Source organism: Pseudomonas sp. S49, assembly GCF_009866785.1.
GTDB lineage: Bacteria > Pseudomonadota > Gammaproteobacteria > Pseudomonadales > Pseudomonadaceae > Aquipseudomonas.
Genome location: NZ_CP019432.1, coordinates 4,376,866 through 4,394,609, shown reverse-complemented (window position 1 = coordinate 4,394,609; position 17,744 = coordinate 4,376,866). Strand labels below are relative to the sequence as shown.

The 17,744-nt window shown below is 58.0% G+C and carries 20 protein-coding genes and 4 tRNA genes; 14 read left to right on the top strand and 10 right to left on the bottom strand.

What is annotated here, in order from left to right; all coding sequences use genetic code 11:
- Nucleotides 1–124: 124 nt before the first annotated feature.
- Nucleotides 125–1,456, bottom strand: coding sequence for a tRNA 5-hydroxyuridine modification protein YegQ (gene yegQ, locus PspS49_RS19300; protein ID WP_160041049.1), 1,332 nt, complete (start codon nucleotides 1,454–1,456; stop codon nucleotides 125–127).
- 155 nt (nucleotides 1,457–1,611) lie between these two features.
- Here yegQ and PspS49_RS19295 point away from each other — a divergent pair, with 155 nt between their 5' ends.
- Nucleotides 1,612–2,673, top strand: coding sequence for an AI-2E family transporter (locus tag PspS49_RS19295; RefSeq protein WP_064389213.1), 1,062 nt, complete (start codon nucleotides 1,612–1,614; stop codon nucleotides 2,671–2,673).
- Here PspS49_RS19295 and PspS49_RS19290 read toward each other — a convergent pair.
- The 3 genes from PspS49_RS19290 to PspS49_RS19280 all read right to left on the bottom strand — a co-directional run bounded on the left by PspS49_RS19290 (nucleotide 2,670) and on the right by PspS49_RS19280 (nucleotide 3,739).
- Nucleotides 2,670–2,852 carry a hypothetical protein gene (locus PspS49_RS19290; protein ID WP_007917359.1) on the bottom strand — a complete coding sequence of 61 codons (183 nt, stop codon included), beginning with the start codon at nucleotides 2,850–2,852 and terminating at the stop codon, nucleotides 2,670–2,672. The two genes, PspS49_RS19295 and PspS49_RS19290, sit on opposite strands and share 4 nt — an antisense overlap.
- A 102-nt stretch (nucleotides 2,853–2,954) precedes the next feature.
- The gene (locus tag PspS49_RS19285; protein ID WP_016984641.1) at nucleotides 2,955–3,149 is read right to left on the bottom strand and encodes a hypothetical protein; all 195 of its coding nucleotides are present in this window, start codon (nucleotides 3,147–3,149) and stop codon (nucleotides 2,955–2,957) included.
- Between the two features lie 230 nt (nucleotides 3,150–3,379).
- A complete protein-coding gene (locus tag PspS49_RS19280; protein ID WP_007917357.1) occupies nucleotides 3,380–3,739 on the bottom strand; it encodes a hypothetical protein in 360 nt (119 codons plus the stop codon).
- A 256-nt stretch (nucleotides 3,740–3,995) separates the two neighbouring features.
- Between PspS49_RS19280 and PspS49_RS19275 the strand changes: the two genes are divergently transcribed.
- Nucleotides 3,996–4,814, top strand: a complete 819-nt coding sequence (locus tag PspS49_RS19275; protein ID WP_160041047.1) for a shikimate 5-dehydrogenase — start codon at nucleotides 3,996–3,998, stop codon at nucleotides 4,812–4,814.
- Between the two features lie 200 nt (nucleotides 4,815–5,014).
- Here the strand turns inward: PspS49_RS19275 and PspS49_RS19270 are convergent, their stop codons facing one another.
- Nucleotides 5,015–5,662 (bottom strand): DUF480 domain-containing protein, encoded by a 648-nt coding sequence (locus PspS49_RS19270; protein ID WP_110719311.1) that lies wholly within the window; start codon nucleotides 5,660–5,662, stop codon nucleotides 5,015–5,017.
- Between the two features lie 125 nt (nucleotides 5,663–5,787).
- Here PspS49_RS19270 and PspS49_RS19265 point away from each other — a divergent pair, with 125 nt between their 5' ends.
- Entirely contained in the window at nucleotides 5,788–6,297 is a 510-nt protein-coding gene (locus PspS49_RS19265; protein WP_150652255.1) for a DUF1993 domain-containing protein, read from the top strand.
- A gap of 240 nt (nucleotides 6,298–6,537) precedes the next feature.
- Here the strand turns inward: PspS49_RS19265 and sstT are convergent, their stop codons facing one another.
- Nucleotides 6,538–7,770, bottom strand: coding sequence for a serine/threonine transporter SstT (gene sstT, locus PspS49_RS19260; RefSeq protein WP_141128110.1), 1,233 nt, complete (start codon nucleotides 7,768–7,770; stop codon nucleotides 6,538–6,540).
- Nucleotides 7,771–8,106: 336 nt separating this feature from the next.
- Between sstT and PspS49_RS19255 the strand changes: the two genes are divergently transcribed.
- Nucleotides 8,107–9,270 (top strand): MFS transporter, encoded by a 1,164-nt coding sequence (locus PspS49_RS19255; RefSeq protein ID WP_160041035.1) that lies wholly within the window; start codon nucleotides 8,107–8,109, stop codon nucleotides 9,268–9,270.
- On the opposite strand, the gene nhaR is transcribed toward PspS49_RS19255, so the two are convergent.
- A complete protein-coding gene (gene nhaR, locus PspS49_RS19250) occupies nucleotides 9,265–10,164 on the bottom strand; it encodes a transcriptional activator NhaR (protein ID WP_127929019.1) in 900 nt (299 codons plus the stop codon). The two genes, PspS49_RS19255 and nhaR, sit on opposite strands and share 6 nt — an antisense overlap.
- Before the next feature lie 133 nt (nucleotides 10,165–10,297).
- Here nhaR and PspS49_RS19245 point away from each other — a divergent pair, with 133 nt between their 5' ends.
- A complete protein-coding gene (locus PspS49_RS19245; RefSeq protein WP_127929018.1) occupies nucleotides 10,298–10,540 on the top strand; it encodes a hypothetical protein in 243 nt (80 codons plus the stop codon).
- A gap of 29 nt (nucleotides 10,541–10,569) precedes the next feature.
- On the top strand, nucleotides 10,570–11,319 hold the full coding sequence (locus PspS49_RS19240; RefSeq protein WP_122843800.1) for a TerC family protein: 750 nt from the start codon (nucleotides 10,570–10,572) through the stop codon (nucleotides 11,317–11,319).
- A 256-nt stretch (nucleotides 11,320–11,575) separates the two neighbouring features.
- Here the strand turns inward: PspS49_RS19240 and PspS49_RS29710 are convergent, their stop codons facing one another.
- The gene (locus PspS49_RS29710) at nucleotides 11,576–11,731 is read right to left on the bottom strand and encodes a hypothetical protein (RefSeq protein ID WP_174245031.1); all 156 of its coding nucleotides are present in this window, start codon (nucleotides 11,729–11,731) and stop codon (nucleotides 11,576–11,578) included.
- 247 nt (nucleotides 11,732–11,978) lie between these two features.
- On the opposite strand from PspS49_RS29710, the gene PspS49_RS19235 reads away from it, so the two are divergent.
- From PspS49_RS19235 to PspS49_RS19225, 3 genes are all read left to right on the top strand, one after another.
- Nucleotides 11,979–12,650, top strand: a complete 672-nt coding sequence (locus tag PspS49_RS19235) for a peptidase C39 family protein (protein WP_150751141.1) — start codon at nucleotides 11,979–11,981, stop codon at nucleotides 12,648–12,650.
- Between the two features lie 90 nt (nucleotides 12,651–12,740).
- Nucleotides 12,741–12,947, top strand: a complete 207-nt coding sequence (locus PspS49_RS19230; protein WP_127929016.1) for a DUF6021 family protein — start codon at nucleotides 12,741–12,743, stop codon at nucleotides 12,945–12,947.
- Nucleotides 12,948–12,959: 12 nt separating this feature from the next.
- Nucleotides 12,960–13,166 carry a hypothetical protein gene (locus PspS49_RS19225; RefSeq protein WP_127929015.1) on the top strand — a complete coding sequence of 69 codons (207 nt, stop codon included), beginning with the start codon at nucleotides 12,960–12,962 and terminating at the stop codon, nucleotides 13,164–13,166.
- A gap of 53 nt (nucleotides 13,167–13,219) precedes the next feature.
- On the opposite strand, the gene pbpG is transcribed toward PspS49_RS19225, so the two are convergent.
- Nucleotides 13,220–14,158, bottom strand: a complete 939-nt coding sequence (gene pbpG, locus PspS49_RS19220; RefSeq protein ID WP_127929014.1) for a D-alanyl-D-alanine endopeptidase — start codon at nucleotides 14,156–14,158, stop codon at nucleotides 13,220–13,222.
- A 230-nt stretch (nucleotides 14,159–14,388) separates the two neighbouring features.
- Complete coding sequence (gene folD, locus PspS49_RS19215) at nucleotides 14,389–15,243, bottom strand: bifunctional methylenetetrahydrofolate dehydrogenase/methenyltetrahydrofolate cyclohydrolase FolD (protein ID WP_038362797.1); 855 nt, start codon at nucleotides 15,241–15,243, stop codon at nucleotides 14,389–14,391.
- A 275-nt stretch (nucleotides 15,244–15,518) separates the two neighbouring features.
- Here folD and PspS49_RS19210 point away from each other — a divergent pair.
- The 5 genes from PspS49_RS19210 (at nucleotide 15,519) to tig (ending at nucleotide 17,710) form a co-directional block, all read left to right on the top strand.
- Nucleotides 15,519–15,595 (top strand) — tRNA-Arg (locus PspS49_RS19210).
- A gap of 32 nt (nucleotides 15,596–15,627) precedes the next feature.
- Nucleotides 15,628–15,703, top strand: a tRNA-His gene (locus tag PspS49_RS19205).
- A gap of 56 nt (nucleotides 15,704–15,759) precedes the next feature.
- Nucleotides 15,760–15,844: transfer RNA gene (locus PspS49_RS19200), tRNA-Leu, on the top strand.
- Between the two features lie 77 nt (nucleotides 15,845–15,921).
- A tRNA-His gene (locus PspS49_RS19195) sits at nucleotides 15,922–15,997 on the top strand.
- Between the two features lie 402 nt (nucleotides 15,998–16,399).
- Complete coding sequence (gene tig, locus PspS49_RS19190; RefSeq protein ID WP_127929013.1) at nucleotides 16,400–17,710, top strand: trigger factor; 1,311 nt, start codon at nucleotides 16,400–16,402, stop codon at nucleotides 17,708–17,710.
- The last annotated feature ends 34 nt before the right edge of the window (nucleotides 17,711–17,744 follow it).

The following is a 17,744-nucleotide window of genomic DNA, read 5'->3' as shown; positions in this document are numbered from 1 at the left end:
CCAGTGTGCTTGATCGGAAGAGTTGATTATGGATTCGGCGCAGCACGGTCAGGTCGGTGAACTTCTCCAATATCCCCCAATCAGTCCCCTCTCCCTCTGGGAGAGGGCTAGGGTGAGGGGCTTTTCAGACACTACCGATATCCCGCATCAACAACCCAAATCGCAAATCCACCCCCTCCGGAATCGGCACATAAACCGTATGCCCATCCCCCGGTGCCAAGTCGATCGCCTCACCCTTAACACTCTGCAACTCATGCAAATCAAAATGAAAATTACCCGTGGGCGTCATCAACTCCAGATGATCACCACGACCAAAACGATTCTTCACCTTGACCTCGGCCAGCCCCTCACGCCGCTCGCCGGTCAACTCCCCCACAAACTGCTGACGCTCCGACACCGAGCTGCCGTGCTGATAATTCTGATACTCGTCATGCACATGCCGACGCAGAAAACCCTCGGTGTAGCCGCGCTGCGCCAGTGACTCCAGGTCCGTCATCAAACTGCGATCAAACTCGCGCCCGGCCACCGCGTCATCAATCGCCCGGCGATAAACCTGGGTAGTGCGCGCGCAATAGAAGTGCGATTTGGTCCGGCCCTCGATCTTCAGAGAATGCACGCCCATGCGCGTCAGACGCTCGACATGCTGCACCGCGCGCAGGTCCTTGGCGTTCATGATGTAAGTGCCGTGCTCGTCCTCGAACGCCGGCATCAACTCGTCGGGGCGGTTGGCTTCCTGCAGCAGGAACACCTGATCGGTGGGCGCGCCGAGGCCCAGGGTCGGCTCGGGCTGGAAGGTCTGGACGATGTCGCCGAGCTGGTTTTCCGTGGCCTCTTGCGCCGAGTATTTCCAGCGACAGGCATTGGTGCAGCTGCCCTGATTGGCGTCGCGTTTGTTCATGTAACCCGAGAGCAGACAGCGCCCGGAATAGGCCATGCACAGTGCACCGTGGACGAATACTTCCAGCTCCATGCCCGGCACCTGTTCGCGGATTTCGCCGATTTCCTCCAGCGACAATTCCCGCGACAGAATGATCCGGCTCAAGCCCTGTTGCTGCCAGAACTCGACGCTCGCCCAATTCACCGTGTTGGCCTGCACCGACAGGTGAATCCGCATCTGCGGGAAATGCTGGCGCACCAGCATGATCAGCCCCGGGTCGGACATGATCAGTGCATCCGGCGCCATCTCGATGACCGGCGCCAGATCCTTGAGAAAGGTCTTCAATTTGGCGTTGTGCGGGGCGATGTTGACCACCACGTAGAAGCGCTTGCCCTGCGCCTGGGCTTCACCAATGCCCAACGCGAGATTGGCGTGGTCGAACTCGTTGTTGCGCACCCGCAGGCTGTAGCGCGGCTGGCCGGCATAGACCGCATCGGCGCCGTAGGCGAAGGCGTAACGCATGTTTTTCAGGGTGCCGGCGGGGGCGAGCAGTTCGGGAGCGGCGAGGGTCGGGGTCATGGCGGTGTCGGTCGCAAAAGCGCGGCAGGGTAAGTCAGGTGCGGTGAGGGTTTGTTGATCTGGATCTATGCTCCATGAATAAAGATGGCACTCGTGCGCGCCGCGGCTGACTAAGGAGCGGGGCGTGCATGACGCCTGACTGACATGGACCGGACATGAACGAAAAAAGCCTTCAATTCAAATCCCTGACGGTGCTGCTGGTGCTGGTCACGGTGGCCTTCATCTGGATTCTGTTGCCGTTCTACGGTGCGGTGTTCTGGGCGGTCATCCTCGGCATTCTGTTTGCGCCGATGCAACGCAAATTGCAGGCGAAATTCGGCTGGCAACGTAACCTGACATCGCTGTGCACATTGAGCATCTGTCTGGTCATCGCGATTTTGCCGGTGATCATCGTCAGCGTGTTGCTGGTGCAGGAGGGGGCGACGGTTTACAAGAATATCGAAAGCGGTGAGCTGGACATTGCCGCGTATCTGGCGCAGTTCAAGCACAGCTTGCCGCCATACTTTCAGCACTTGCTCGACCGTTTCGGCATGGGCGAACTCAACGGCCTGCGCGAGAAAATCGTCAAATCGGCGATGCAGGGCAGTCAGGTCCTGGCCACTCAAGCGTTCAGTTTTGGTCAGGGTACGTTCGAGTTCGTGGTGAGTTTTTTCATCATGCTGTATCTGCTGTTTTTCTTTCTGCGTGACGGCGCCGAACTGGCGCGCAAGGTGCGGACCGCCGTGCCACTGGAGGAAGGCCACAAGCGGCGCTTGCAGTTGAAGTTCAACCGCGTGGTACGGGCGACGGTGAAGGGCAATCTCGTAGTCGCGGTGACTCAAGGCGCGCTGGGCGGAGCGATTTTCTGGTTTCTCGACATCCCCAGCGCATTGCTGTGGGCGGTGTTGATGGGGTTTTTGTCGTTGCTGCCAGCAGTCGGCGCGGGGATTGTCTGGGCGCCGGTGGCGGTGTATTTCCTGCTCAGCGGGATGATCTGGCAGGGCGTGGTGCTGGGCTTGTTCGGGGTTTTCGTGATCGGTCTGGTGGACAACGTGCTGCGACCGATTCTGGTCGGCAAGGACACCAAAATGCCCGATTACCTGATTCTGATCTCGACCCTTGGCGGTCTGGCAGTGTTCGGCCTCAACGGTTTTGTGATTGGGCCGCTGATCGCGGCGTTGTTCATGTCGAGCTGGGCGTTGTTCGCCGAGACCAAGCCCAAGGTGCAACTGCCTTAAGCGTGGAACGGCTCGCTGACGATTTTTTGTGACAGTGCCTGCGCGGCGGGCAGCGAAGTGAGCGGGCCGCTGATCGCTTCGCCGTCGCGCATCAGATACCAGCAGGCGAGCAAGCCCGAGGCCCTGAGCGAAGCGGGAACGGCGCTGCCGATAACGGACATGATTTGAACCTGAGCCATGACGAGTTCCTCCATCTATCAATGGAGCTACCTTAGAGATTCGCCGGTTCTACGGACAATCAACGCTTTCGATAGTGGTCATTGACGCCGTTGAGGGCTGGCTCAGTCGACCACTTGATCAAGCATGTGCATGACTTCGCGCTCATTGAGCAAACCCTTGTGCACCAGGTTTTCCGCCAGCAGCGAGAGAAATTTCGCGCAGCGATGGCCTTCCAGGTGCTTGAGTTCTGTCAGCGCGCTGTACACCTTGCTGGAGGTGCACAGGCCGACGATGCGGTGCGGGTTTTGTGTTGGCATACAGTCGTCCTTGTTGTTATCAACCTGTTGTTTACGGACGGATTCAGATTGCAGCTCCGTCATGACAAAAAAGTGACCGTTTTGTGGAAATCTACATAGCGGTCATTCAATCATGCCGACTTTAGCCGGTGAAACTGTCCTCACAGCGACCTTGGCGAGATTTTTTCAGACGTTTGCCGACCAACGGTCATAAAAAAGCCCCGCTATAAAAGCAGGGCTCAGTGTTGCGATTACCAGCGTGGGCCACCGTAGTAGCCATGTGGCCGGCCGTAATAACCGCGAGGCGGGCCGTAGTAGACGGGGGCCTGTTGGATGTACACCGGTTGTTGTACATACACCGGTGCCGGCTGGTAGTAGACCGGTGGTGGCGGCTGCTGCACGTAGACCGGTTGTGGCTGCACATAAACCGGCTGTTGTTGCACGTACACCGGCCGATCCTGATTGATCAGTGCCGAGCCGATGATGGCCGAGCCGACGATCGCGCCAAACACCGCAGGGCCTTGCCAGCCGTGGCCACCACCGGCTTCTGCCTGACCTGTGACCGCAAGTGCGCCAATCAACAAGGCCAGAATGGGGAGTTTACGAATCATGATAAGTCCTCGGTTCTTCGACCCGGCGGCAGGGCCTGCACCAGGCCCACAGTTGTCGCGGGGATACTTCTAAGACAGCGAAATTCTGAAAATCAGCACAGCCGCTGGGTAAATTTTGTGTAAGGTCTGTACCGGCTTCTTTACCGGGCCAGGCAAGGGCCAAAAGACACCCTTAAAACAGGCCTCAATGATCGTTCAGAACCCGATGGGCTGGCTAATCCCGTCTATCCGAAAGTGCGTTTGAAGGAGAAGTTTCATGCAGATGAACCCGAACAAAGACACTCAGCTGTGCATGTCCCTGTCAGGGCGCCCAGGCAATTTCGGTCTGCGTTTTCATAACCATTTGTATGAGCAGTTGGGCCTGAATTTCTATTACAAGGCGTTCAGCAGTCAGGATCTGACGGGTGCCGTGGGCGGCATTCGCGCTTTGGGCATTCGCGGTTGCGGCGTGTCGATGCCGTTCAAGGAAGCGTGCATTGCGCTGGTCGATGAGCTGGATGCGTCGGCGGCAGCGATCCAGTCGATCAATACCATCGTCAATACCGACGGCCATCTGAAGGCTTACAACACCGATTACATTGCCGTCGCGCAGTTGCTGGAAACCCACGCGGTGCCCAAGGATTCGACCTTCGCCCTGCGTGGCAGCGGCGGGATGGCCAAAGCGGTGGCCAGCGCCTTGCGCGATGGCGGTTACAAAAACGGTTTGATTGTCGCCCGCAACGAGCGTGCCGGGCGTGCATTGGCGGATTCGCTGGGTTATCGCTGGCAGGCGGAACTGGGCGAGGAGCGTCCACAGATGCTGATCAATGTGACGCCAGTGGGCATGGATGGCGGGCCGGAGGCGGGGCAGTTGGCGTTCGAGCCTCAAGTTATTGCTGCGGCTGAGACGGTATTTGATGTGGTCGCGATTCCGTCGGAGACGCCGCTGATCGTGCGTGCTCGGGCCGAAGGCAAAAAGGTGATTACCGGGCTTGAGGTGATAGCGATTCAGGCGCTGGAGCAGTTTGTCCTGTACACCGGCGTGCGCCCGAATGAAGCTCAGTTTGCGGCGGCGGTGGAGTTTGCCCGGAGCTGATGGGTTGTGGTGGCTGGGCGGGCCTCTTCGCGAGCAGGCTCGCTCCCACAGTTGAATTTTTGTCATACACAGATTGTGTGCTCGCTGTAGATCCCCTGTGGGAGCGAGCCTGCTCGCGAATGCGGTGTGTCATTCAAAAATGATGTAGCTGACAGAACCTCTTCGCGAGCAGGCTCGCTCCCACAATAAAACGGTGGTGGTTATTCGAGGCGGGCCAGGCGCTCTTCCAGCGCTGCGATCCGCGCTTCCAGTTCTTCAATACGCTCAACCGAAACACCGCTGCTCGCACCGCGATCCGACGGATTCTGCCGTGCCGCCATGATCGCCTCGATGTCCGCCGGATCACCCAGCGCATGGGTGTAACGATCTTCACGTTGCCCGGCCTGGCGCGGAATCAACACGGCCAACCCGCGCGCAATCAAGCGCTCAAGCTGATGCACCACTTGCTCGGTGTCTTCAAATTCATGCATGCGGCCACTGCGGGTCAGCAGCTCATTGACGGTCTGCGGGCCACGCAAAAACATCAAACCGCTGAGAATCACCTGCGCCGGCACCAGTTCCAGTGCCTTGTCGACCTTGTGCTCCCAGCGGTCGGCGCGACTGCCCATCACCAGTTTGGCGAAACCGCGACCTTCCAGTGCGCGCAAGCTCTGCCCGACCTGACCTTGAGTCAGGTTCATCACCGGTTCGCGGCTGGTTTTCTGGTTGCACGCCGTGACCAGCGCATTAAGGGTCAGCGGATAGGTTTCCGGACTGGTTGCCTGTTTCTCGATCAACGAGCCGAGGATGCGGATTTCCGTGGCATTGAGCCGTGGCTCGTCGAAGGTGGATTCTGGTTCAGTGGTCATCGCGCGTTCCCTTTGCAGTCGAAGGCGCCTAGCCTAATCCTTGCCAAACAAAAGGCAAGCCGTGTGGTCATCAAGCATGGCTATAATCGCCTCCTTGTTCCACCCAGCAACTACTCGAGACTGCCATGACCATTTCCCTGTACGCCGCATCCGTCCCGGTTTTTCAACAGATGCTCAACGCCCTGAGCGATGTACTGAAAAAGGCTGAAGCCCACGCCACCGAGAAAAACATCGACCCGAACGCCTTCCTGCAGGCACGTCTGTACCCGGACATGTTCCCGCTGACCCGCCAGGTGCAGATCGCTGTCGACTTCGCCAAGGGCGTTTCCTCACGTCTGGCTGAAGTCGAAGTGCCGAAGTACGACGATACCGAAACCACCTTCGCCGAGCTGCAAGCCTTGATCGCCAAGGTGCTGGCCTACATTGGCGAGATCAAGCCAGAGCAGATCGACGGCAAGGAAGGCATCGAAATCGTTACTCGTCCGGGCACGCCGAAAGAGAAGCGCTTCAGTGGCCAGTCGTACTTGCTGACTTATGGCTTGCCGCAGTTCTTCTTCCACGTCACCACCACTTATGCGTTGCTGCGTCATAACGGTGTTGAAGTGGGCAAGCGTGATTACATGGGCGCGTTCTGATTTTTCAAGAGCCCCTCACCCTAACCCTCTCCCGGAGGGAGAGGGGACTGATCGCGTTGTTTGTTCGGGATACGCCGACCTGAAATATCAAGTCGAACTCAGGTTTTGAACAGCACTCGGTCTGCCCCCTTTCCCCCTCGCCCCCTTGGGGGAGAGGGTTGGGGTGAGGGGGAAAAGATCTCAGTCACAAAAAAGCCCGCCAAGGTTCACACCATGGCGGGCTTTTGATTACAGCGAATATCAAGCCGTGCGTTGGGCTTTCGCTTCTTCACCCAGGCAAGCCGCAGCGGTAAACAGCACATCAGTCGACGAGTTCAGCGCGGTCTCTGCCGAATCCTGCAACACGCCAATAATGAAACCGACCGCCACCACTTGCATGGCAATCTCGCTCGGAATCCCGAACAAGCTGCACGCCAACGGAATCAGCAACAGCGATCCACCCGCCACACCCGACGCGCCACAGGCGCAAATGGCGGCGACAACGCTGAGCAAAATCGCCGTAGGAATATCCACGGCAATACCCAATGTATGCACGGCCGCCAGGGTCAGTACGGTAATCGTGATCGCCGCGCCGGCCATGTTGATGGTCGCGCCCAGCGGAATCGACACCGAGTAAGTGTCTTCATGCAGGCCAAGGCGCTTGCTCAACTCCAGATTCACCGGAATGTTCGCCGCCGAGCTGCGGGTGAAGAACGCGGTGATACCGCTTTCACGCAGGCACTTGAGGGTCAGCGGGTACGGGTTGCGACGCAGCTTCCAGAACACGATCAGCGGGTTCATCACCAGCGCCACGAACAGCATGCAACCGAGCAGCACGGCCAGCAGGTGCGCATAACCGATCAGAGCGCCGAAACCGGAGGTGGCCAGTGTCGAAGCGACCAGACCGAAAATGCCCAGCGGTGCAAAGCGAATCACCACACGCACGATCAAGGTCACGCCGTTGGACAGATCGCCCAGCACTTCGCGAGTGGTGTCGCCGGCATGGCGAATCGCGACGCCCATGCCGATCGCCCAGGCCAGAATGCCGATGAAGTTGGCTTCGATCAGCGCCTTCACCGGATTGTCGACCACGCTCAGCAACAGACTTTGCAACACTTCACCAATGCCGCCGGGCGCAGTGACCGCAACGTTCTCGGTGGACAGCACCAGGTGCGACGGGAACGCCATGCTGGCAACGACGGCCACCACTGCTGCGGCGAAGGTACCCAGCAGATAGAGGAACAGAATCGGGCGGATGTGGGTTTCCTGGCCGTGCTTGTGGTTGGCAATAGAGGCCATTACCAGCACGAACACCAGAATCGGCGCGACGGCTTTCAACGCCGACACGAACACTTTGCCAATGAACGCGGTGTCTTTTGCCACTTGCGGGGCGAACATCGCCAGAGCGATACCGGCAATCAGGCCGATCAGGATCTGGGCGACCAGGCTCAGGTTCTTCAGGCGCTGCAATAGAGAAGGGGACGAAGCAGTCATAACGGCATCTCTGATTTTTTATAGGGTGCAAGGTGCCGTGAGGGCGGTGGACATCGGGGGCAGACCACCGTCACGCACCGAAAGGGCTGACGCGAGATCAACGCCAATAAACCGGTCGTTGAATAAGCTGTACGTTTTTCAGGGCGCGGACTTTATCACAGCGTGGGCCTTATCCTTCAGGCCTGTGACGATCTGCCACCGGATCAGGCAACAAAGTCGACAGGTTTGTGCAAGTCAGCCCGGACACACTCTGTTAAGATTGCGCATCCTTATTTTCAAACTCTGCCAGCGGGCCTCCGGGTCAACGCTGGTGTCGTCGTTTTGCTGGAGTTGCGCATGCTGTTGCCCATTCTTCTGTTGTCCGCCGCCGGGTTCACGGTGCTGACCACGGAATTCGTCATCGTCGGCCTGTTGCCGGCGATTGCCCGAGACCTTGAAGTCACCATCCCGCAGGCCGGGTTGCTGGTGACGCTGTTCGCTTTCACCGTAGCGATGTTCGGGCCTTTCCTGACCGCATATTTCGCCCGCTTCGAGCGGCGCAAACTGTTTATCAGCATCCTGATCATGTTTGGCCTGGCCAATACCGTGGCCGCTCTGGCGCCGAACATTTGGGTGATGGCAATTGCCCGCTTGATTCCGGCCTTGGGGTTGCCGGTGTTTTGGGCCTTGGCCAGTGAGACGGCAGTGGACATCGTCGGCCCGGATTTCGCCGGTCGCGCCATCGCCAAGATCGGCTTCGGCATTGTCTGCGCCACGGTGTTCGGCATTCCGGTCGGCACGCTGATTTCCGACGCCTTCGGCTGGCGCAGTGCCTTCGGCATTCTCGCGGTGATCGCATTTGCCAAGGCTTTGTTGCTGTTTGTCTACTTGCCGAAAACCAGCCTGCACCAGCATCAGGTCAGCTTCCGCTCGCAGTTCAAGATCCTGCGCAGCCCGTTGATGATCGGCCATATCCTGCTGTCGATTCTGGTGTTCAGCGGCATGTTTACTGCTTACACGTATCTGGCCGACATTCTTGAGCGCCTCGCCGGCTTCAACGGCACCGTGGTCGGTTGGTGCCTGATGGCCTTCGGCGCGGTCGGGTTGATCGGCAACTCGCTGGGTGGTCGTGCGGTCGACCGCCATCCGTTGGGGGCATCGGTGTTGTTCTGTGCGTTCATGATTGCCGGCATGGTCTCGCTGGTGCCGAACATTCATTCGCCGCTGGGGCTGGCGGTGGCGATGGGGATCTGGGGTATCACCCAGGCCGCGTTGTTCCTGGTCAGCCATGTGCGCCTGATGAAAGCCGCGCCGGAAGCGCCGGCCTTTGCTGCTTCGCTGAACATCGCCGGGGCCAATCTGGGGATCGGTCTGGGCGCCATTGTCGGTGGCCGGGTCATCGACAGTGCGGGTCTGGGCTTCCTCGGCTTTGCCGCCGCCGGCTTCATTCTGCTGTCGGTGTTCCTCGCCATGGTGTTGATGACGCTCAAGCCGCGCGAAATGTGCGCCGAGGCCTCATAACGCAGTAAACAGCTCGCGTCGGGCACCTTCGGTAATCGCAACGATGCCGGGGTGCTTGACCTTGCGCTCCACCGAAATGGCATAGAACGACTCGGTCACCGCGTCGGTCTGGCCAATCAGCTCGACGCCGTACTGGCGCTTCACTTCATCGGCAATCACGCTCGGGCCGATAAAAATCCCGCTGCCGGATTGGCCGAACGCCTGCATCAAGGCACTGTCATCAAACTCGCCGACGATTTGCGGCTGGATCTGCTGCTCGGCAAACCAGCGCTGCAAGCGGCTGCGCACCACGGTTTCCGGTCCGGGAATCAACAGCGGCGCGCCATGCAGGCTGCGCGGGAAGTCCTGACCGTATCTGGCTGCCAGTTCCGGGGTGGCGAAGAAACTGATCCCGCATTCGCCGAGCTTCTGGCTGTAGCCCTTGATGTCGAGATGCGAGGGCATCGGGCTGTCGGAGATCACCAGATCCAGACGCTGGATGGCCAGATCGGCGAGCAAGCGTTCGAGTTTGTCTTCGCGGCAGGTGATGCGCAGCGGCTCGTTCAGCTCCATGGTCGGCGCAATCAGGCGGTAGACGATGGATTTCGGCACCACATCCGCCACGCCAACGCGGAACAGAATCTGCTGTTCGTTGGGCTGGGCGCGCAGCATCAGTTCCAGTTCGCCGCCGAGCTGGAACATCTGCTCGGCGTAGGGCAGGGCTTGTCGCCCGGCTTCGGTCAACTCCAGTTGCCGGCCTACGCGTCTGAATAACTCGATGCCATAAGTCTGTTCGAGCAGGGAAATCTGCCCGCTGATGGTCTGTGGTGTCAGGTTCAGTTGCTCGCAGGCGCGCACGATGCTGCCGGTCTTGGCCACGACCCAGAAGTAATGCAGTTGTCGGTAGTTGAGCATGACGGTCTACAGTTCGTGAAAACCGAAGTATAGCCGCTAAAAATACGAATTTTCCTGAAGTGTTTGTCTCCCTAGAATGCCCAGCCATCGACGGCCGGTCTGTGAGCCTGTCTGTTCATTCGAAGGAATCCCCATGAAATACACCCTCCCAGCATTGATGTTTACGTCTTTACTGCTTCTGGCCGGTTGCGATCAGGCCGAGAAAAGCGCCCAGCAATTGATGGGCAAGGCTGCCGAAAGCGCCAAGCAAGCGATCGACGACACGCACAAGGCCGCCGAACAAGCCCTGAGTGATGCCACCGGCGGGTTGATCGAGAAGAAAGAAACACCGGAAAAAGACGCGGAAAACTCCGAATCTTCCTCCAAGACCATCTAATTCGTCTTACACAGAGTCAGGACTGACCCATGGAATATCTGTTACAGCTCGCCGCCAGCCCCACCGCTTGGGTTGCTTTGGCCACATTGGTGGTGATGGAAATCGTGCTCGGCATCGATAACCTGATCTTTATCTCGATCCTGACCAACAAATTGCCCAAGCAGTACCAGCAGAAGGCGCGCCGGATCGGTATCGGCATGGCGTTGATCCTGCGTCTGGCGCTGTTGAGCACCATCGCCTTCATCGTGCAGTTGACCGCTCCGGTGATCGAGATTCTTGGCCAGGCCTTCTCCTGGAAAGACATGATCCTGATCGCCGGTGGTCTGTTCCTGGTCTGGAAAGCCACGACCGAGATCCATCACAGCATGGACCCGGCACCGGAAGATCCGAAGTCGGCGACCTCGACGGTTACCCTGGGTTTCGCTGCCGCTATTGGCCAGATCCTGATGCTCGACATGGTGTTCTCGATCGACAGCATCATTACTGCCGTCGGCATGACCGAACACTTGCCGATCATGATTATCGCGGTGGTGGTGTCGGTGCTGGTGATGCTGTTTGCCGCTGAACCGCTGGCGAAGTTCATCAACGACAACCCGACGGTGGTGATGCTGGCTCTGGGCTTCCTGATCATGATCGGTATGACCCTGATCGCCGAAGGCTTTGGCGCCCATGTACCGAAAGGTTATGTGTATGCAGCGATGGCGTTCTCGGCAGCGATTGAAGTGCTGAACATGATGTCTCGCAGGGCTAGGCAGAAGAAGTTGGCTGAGCAGGTGTAACTGCTGAAAGTACAAAAACCGCCTGAACTCTTAGGGATCAGGCGGTTTTTTTTGATTCGAGATTTGCCGTGTCGAATAGAACCAGCCCCTCACCCCAGCCCTCTCCCGAGGGAGAGGGAGCCGATCTGCGTGGTTTTTAAACCTGAGTTCGGCTCGATATCTCAGGTCGATGTACTTCTCAATAGCGACTCGGTCAGTCCCCTCTCCCTCGGGGAGAGGGCTAGGGTGAGGGGCTTTTCGCTTTTGATGTTGAACCTCAGTGCGCAGTAGCATGCCTCACGCGGTGTTCCTCGGCTTTCTCAGCCGCAGCAGGCTGAACCGGATGGTGGTGGCGCCGCGAAACACGCAACACCCCCCACAACATGGCGGCAGCCACGGCCAGCCAGCCGGCAATCAACATTAAGATAGTCATGGTCAGGCTCATCAGTGCCTCCTCTTCGCCCTGCATCGGGCGCACACTTTTTTCAATTCGCTCTGTTTCAATGACAGTCTAGACAATGGGGTGTTTCAGGCTATTGACCAAAGGTCGGTGGTGACCAATCAGTTTGCTCTATGCAATCGAAGTGTCTGCCGCTTAAGGCTATACCGCAGCCTGGCGCGGCCCTATGATCGCAGGCGTTGCCGGAACACGATGACCGGCGTCTGAACAGAGAGTGACGATGGTGCAGGTATTTTCTCGAATTCGTGCGGCGCTGCTGGTGGCCGGTTGCGCGGCGGTGTTGGCCGGATGTGCAGGCAGTGTGGCGCCCGAGGTCAAGCGTCTGCCGGAGCGAGTTGAACTGAGCGGTACGTTCTATCGCGGCGAAGCCAATCAGAGCGGGCCGCAAGTGCTGGCCAGTCTCCTGTCGCAGCAAGGCATCGTGATCACCCCGGGCTTGCTGGAAAAACCACTGCACCTGCCGGGCGCCGAAGACAAACTGCAGCAGAATATCCAGAACCTTGCCCGCGACTACGGCATGGTGGTTTATCCCCTGGACAGCAACCTTCCAGCGCTGTTGACGCAAGTGGCGGCGGGTTATCCGGTGATGGTGCGTTTCAGCGAGGGTTCGGCGTTCTGGGCCGAGTCGCGGTACGCGATCCTCTCCGGCTACGATCGCAATAAACAGAAGGTCCTGCTGCGCGCTGGCATGAACCGCCGCGAGCTGATGAGTTTCAGCTCCTTTGAGTCGGCGCTGGAAAAGTCCGGTGGCTGGGCGATCCTGATTCAAAAACCGTCGCAGATCCCGGCCGCCGTCGACCGTCAGCGCTGGCTCAAAGCGGCCGACGAGCTGGCTCAGGCTGGTCAGGAAAATGAAGCCGCGCAGGCGCGCAAGGCCCTGACGGCGCACTGAGTTCCCGTTCGTCATCTGCCGGGCACCACGGCGCCCGGCACGCCTCCTATCTATAGAGCCCGTTGTTTGCGGGTGAATCAGGAGGCGAACATGGCAGATTCCCCATCCCCGAAAGGGCCGCATTCGACCGAACATTCTTCGGGTCATGATCTGGGCTTTGACCCGGATTCGCCGGATGTTGACGATCCGCAAGTCGACCCGGTTGGCCCAGCCAAAGCGCCGAAAGACGTGAAGCCTGGTGAGGACGACAAGAAACCGGCCAAACCTTATGACCCGTTAGCCAATCTGAAACCTTGATGTGAGGTGCGTATGAGTACCGATTCAAGCTTCGATGACCAAAAACCGGACAGCGTACCTACAACGCCGGAGCCAGAGATTGATCCGGTGCTGGACCCGGACAGCCCGATGCGTGACCCGATGGCTCGGCCTAATGTGCTGACACCCGAGCCTGCACGGGATCCGAGTGCAGGCGATGGCATTCCCGATGACGACAAGATGCCGCTGCCCAATGACTGATTTACAGGTGAAAAAAAGCCCCGATGATTCGGGGCTTTTTCTTGGGTGGCGGGTTACTTGGAGGCTTCAACCACGCCGCTCTGGCGCGACTTGAGGTTCTTCTCGGCCTTGTATTGTTGAGCCACCGCAGGAACGTTGGCGCTTCGGCCGGTTTCCACCCAGCTGCGGATGCGGCTGGCATCGGCGAAGTGGGTGTACTTGCCGAACGCGTCGAGAATTACCAACGCGACCGGGCGATTGCCCATTTTCGTCACCAGCACCAGGCAATGACCGGCGGGGTTGGTGAAGCCGGTTTTGGTGATCTTGATGTCCCAGTCGGCTTTATTGACCAAGTGATCGGTATTGCGGAAACCCAGGGTGTAATTGGGTTTGCGGAACGACACGGTCTTTTCCTTGGTAGTGCTGAGTTCGCTGAGTAGCGGGTACTTATGCGCGGCCACCAGCAGCTTGCTCAGGTCGCGGGCGGTGGAAACGTTACGCTCCGACAGGCCTGTCGGCTCGACGAAGTGCGTACTGGTCATGCCCAGTGCCTTGGCCTTGGCATTCATCGCCGCGATAAAGGCGGCGTAACCGCCCGGATAGTGGTGCGCAAGGCTGGCAGCCGCGCGGTTCTCCGAAGACATCAAGGCGATCAGCAACATCTCGCGACGCGGCAGTTCACTCTTGAGTTTGACTCGGGAGAACACACCCCTCATTTCCGGTGTGTTGCTGATATCGACATTGATCCATTCGTCCATGTTCTGCCGGGCTTCAACCACAACCAGTCCGGTCATCAACTTGCTGACAGAGGCGATCGGCACGATCACGTCAGGGTTGCTGGAGTAGATGACTTTGTTGGTCTGCATATCCATGAGCAGTGCGCTGCCGGAGGCGATCTTCAGGGTCGAAGCGTCACGTGGGGCAGCGGTGGTTTCCGCAGCGTTGATCGTTGGCGTGATGAAAGTGCCTGAAACTGCAAAAAACAGGCTCAGAATCGAGAGACGAATTTTCACGCGGGCGAACTCACAAAGGTTGGATATTCCGTTAGTTTGTAACGGGTTATTTCTTCAAAGCGTCGCATTCTAGAAGTATGGCTGAAGATCTGTCGATGGTTGTTTGAGTGACCTGAAAATCTCGTGAAAAGGCCTGTAAAAAGAGGGGTTTCCGGCGAACGGTTACAGTTTTTTCTCAGGCATGAAAAAACCCGCACAAGGCGGGTTTTTCTTATTGCTGAAAGTACCGATCAGGCGTGCAGGGTTTCCGCCGCATAAAGGGTGTTTTCCAGCAGGCAGGCACGGGTCATCGGACCGACGCCGCCCGGCACCGGAGTGATCCAGCCAGCGCGGGGCAGGGCGGTTTCGTAAACAACGTCACCGACCAGTTTGCCGTCGTCCTGACGGTTGATGCCGACGTCGATCACGATCGCGCCTTCCTTGATCCACTCGCCTTTGACCAGGCCCGGCTTGCCGGCGGCCACTACCACCAGATCGGCACGACCGACGTGGCCGGCCAGATCCTTGGTGAAGCGGTGAGTCACGGTCACGGTGCAGCCGGCCAGCAGCAATTCCATCGCCATCGGGCGACCGACGATGTTGGAAGCGCCGACAACCACTGCGTCCATGCCATAAAGATCAGCACCGGTGCTTTCCAGCAGCGTCATGATGCCTTTAGGCGTGCATGGGCGCAGCAGCGGAATGCGCTGGGCCAAGCGGCCGACGTTATAAGGATGGAAGCCGTCGACGTCTTTGTCCGGGCGGATACGCTCCAGCAGTTTGGAGGCGTCCAGGTGCTCGGGCAGCGGCAACTGAAGCAGGATGCCGTCGATTGCAGGGTCGTCATTGAGGCGATCGATCAGATCGGTCAACGCGTCTTGCGTGGTGTCGGAGGGCAGGTCGTAGGCTTGAGAGAGGAAGCCAACCTCTTCACAGTCTTTACGCTTGTGCGAGACATAAACCTGAGAGGCAGGATCGCTGCCGACCAGGATCACCGCGAGGCCGGGAGTGCGCAGGCCTTGCTGGCGACGCTCGGCAACTCGTTGGGCGATCTGCTGGCGCAGGCTGGCGGCGATCGATTTGCCGTCGATTAGTTGTGCAGTCATTGCGCGTGATTAACCATCGAGAGGGGAAAAAATGAGAACGCATTCTCGCATGTCGAGCGGTGAGGGCAAAGGCGCTTGGTCAGCAAATTCCTCTAACTCCTTTAATTAAATGAATTTTTTTCAAAAAGGATTTGACGACCTTCGGAGCGCTCTATACTATTCGTCGCACTTGTCGGGCACAGCCTAGCACTGGTTAAGAAGGTGAAGCGGAATCAAGGTTCTGCGACACTGGAAAGCACTTAGTTTGTAGTCCTTTAAGAGTACAGATTAATAAGGCGCCCGTAGCTCAGCTGGATAGAGCATCCGCCTTCTAAGCGGATGGTCGCAGGTTCGAGTCCTGCCGGGTGCGCCATTAGGCAGCTTTGGCACAAGTAACGCGATATGGTGGGCGTAGCTCAGTTGGTAGAGCACGGGATTGTGACTCCCGTTGTCGTGGGTTCGATCCCCATCGTCCACCCCATATTTCGAAAGGCGCCAGATGTAACAGTCTGGCGCCTTTGCTTTAAAGCTTCACCTGCGGATGTGGTGGAATTGGTAGACACACTGGATTTAGGTTCCAGCGCCGCGAGGCGTAAGAGTTCGAGTCTCTTCATCCGCACCAATTAAAGCTTCATTCATGTCTTCGGGCTGGTGAGGTTTCAACAAAGAAGTTGTTTGGCTTTTTTGTTACGCAATATGGTGGGCGTAGCTCAGTTGGTAGAGCACGGGATTGTGACTCCCGTTGTCGTGGGTTCGATCCCCATCGTCCACCCCATATTTCGAAAGGCGCCAGATTTAACAGTCTGGCGCCTTTTTTGTTTTAGCGGTTCTGAAAACCGGCGATTGTCGGTTTCCAGGCGCAAGGGCAGGGCGCTTCGTCGTATTTATGTTGCTCGATGATGCAGCGCTGCTCGCCGGGCTTGCTTGCAAGAACGGCCGTCAGGGAGTGATTGGCAGTCTCTTCTATATATAGAAGCGGTTGGCGCAGAGCCCTGGCGAGATTGGTTGTATTCGCCTGTGGGGCGCGCTGCACTAGTGTGGCGGTCCCGATAAAATGCCTGCTGTTTTTTTACCCGTTTTCAGTAGGGTGACTTCTTGAGTTTGACCCACTAGAATGCATGCCCTTGATTCTGGGGTCGGAAACGGCCGGCTAACGTCTGTGCAACGAGGAATATCCATGCAAGTTTCTGTTGAAAATACTACTGCTCTCGAGCGCCGCATGAGCGTCACCGTGCCGGCTGAGCGCATCGAGACTCAGGTCAACAAGCGTCTGCAGCAGACTGCCCAAAAGGCCAAGATTGCTGGCTTCCGTCCAGGCAAAGTGCCAATGAGCGAAATCAAGCGCCGTTTCGGTGCTGATGCTCGCCAGGAAGCTGTAGGCGACGTGATCCAGTCCTCCTTCTACGAAGCTGTGGTTGAGCAGAAGCTGAACCCTGCTGGTTCGCCATCGATCGAGCCTAAGTCGCTCGAAGCTGGCAAGGATCTGGAATACGTTGCTGTATTCGAAGTGTTCCCTGAGTTCACCGTTGCCGGTTTCGAAGGCATCACCGTTGAGCGCCTGAGCGCTGACGTGGCTGACGCTGACCTGGACAAAATGCTCGACATCCTGCGCAAGCAGAACACTCGTTTTGAAGTGGCCGATCGCGCTGCCCAGAACGAAGACCAGCTGAACATCGATTTCGTGGGCAAGGTAGACGGCGAAGTCTTCGCTGGCGGCTCCGCCAAAGGCACTCAGCTGGTACTGGGTTCCGGCCGCATGATCCCGGGCTTCGAAGAAGGCCTGGTTGGCGCCAAAGCCGGCGAAGAGCGCGTTCTGAACCTGACCTTCCCTGAGGACTATCAGAACCTGGACCTGGCTGGCAAAACCGCCGAGTTCACCGTGACCGTCAACACTGTGTCCGAGCCTAAGCTGCCAGAGCTGAACGAAGAGTTCTTCGCTCAATTCGGCATCAAGGAAAGCGGCATCGACGGTTTCCGCACCGAAGTTCGCAAGAACATGGAGCGTGAACTGCGTCAGGCGATCAAATCCAAGGTCAAGAATCAGGTAATGGACGGTCTGCTGGCCACCAACCCGATCGAAGTGCCTAAGGCTCTGCTGTCCAACGAAGTTGACCGTCTGCGCGTGCAGGCTGTTCAGCAGTTCGGCGGCAACATCAAGCCTGATCAGCTGCCGGCCGAGCTGTTCGAAGAGCAAGCCAAGCGCCGCGTCGTGCTGGGTCTGATCGTTGCTGAAGTGGTCAAGCAGTTCGACCTGAAGCCTGACGAAGCTCGCGTTCGCGAAATGATTCAGGAAATGGCTTCGGCTTACCAGGAGCCTGAGCAGGTTGTGTCGTGGTACTACAAGAACGAGCAGCAACTGAACGAAGTGCGTTCGGTTGTGCTGGAAGAACAAGTTGTGGATACTGTTCTGCAGAAAGCTAGTGTGACCGACAAAGCGGTCTCTTACGAAGAAGCAGTCAAGCCGGTAGAAGCTCCAAAAGCCGACTGATTGATTCCGCGTTAAGAAGTACACACCATAAGCC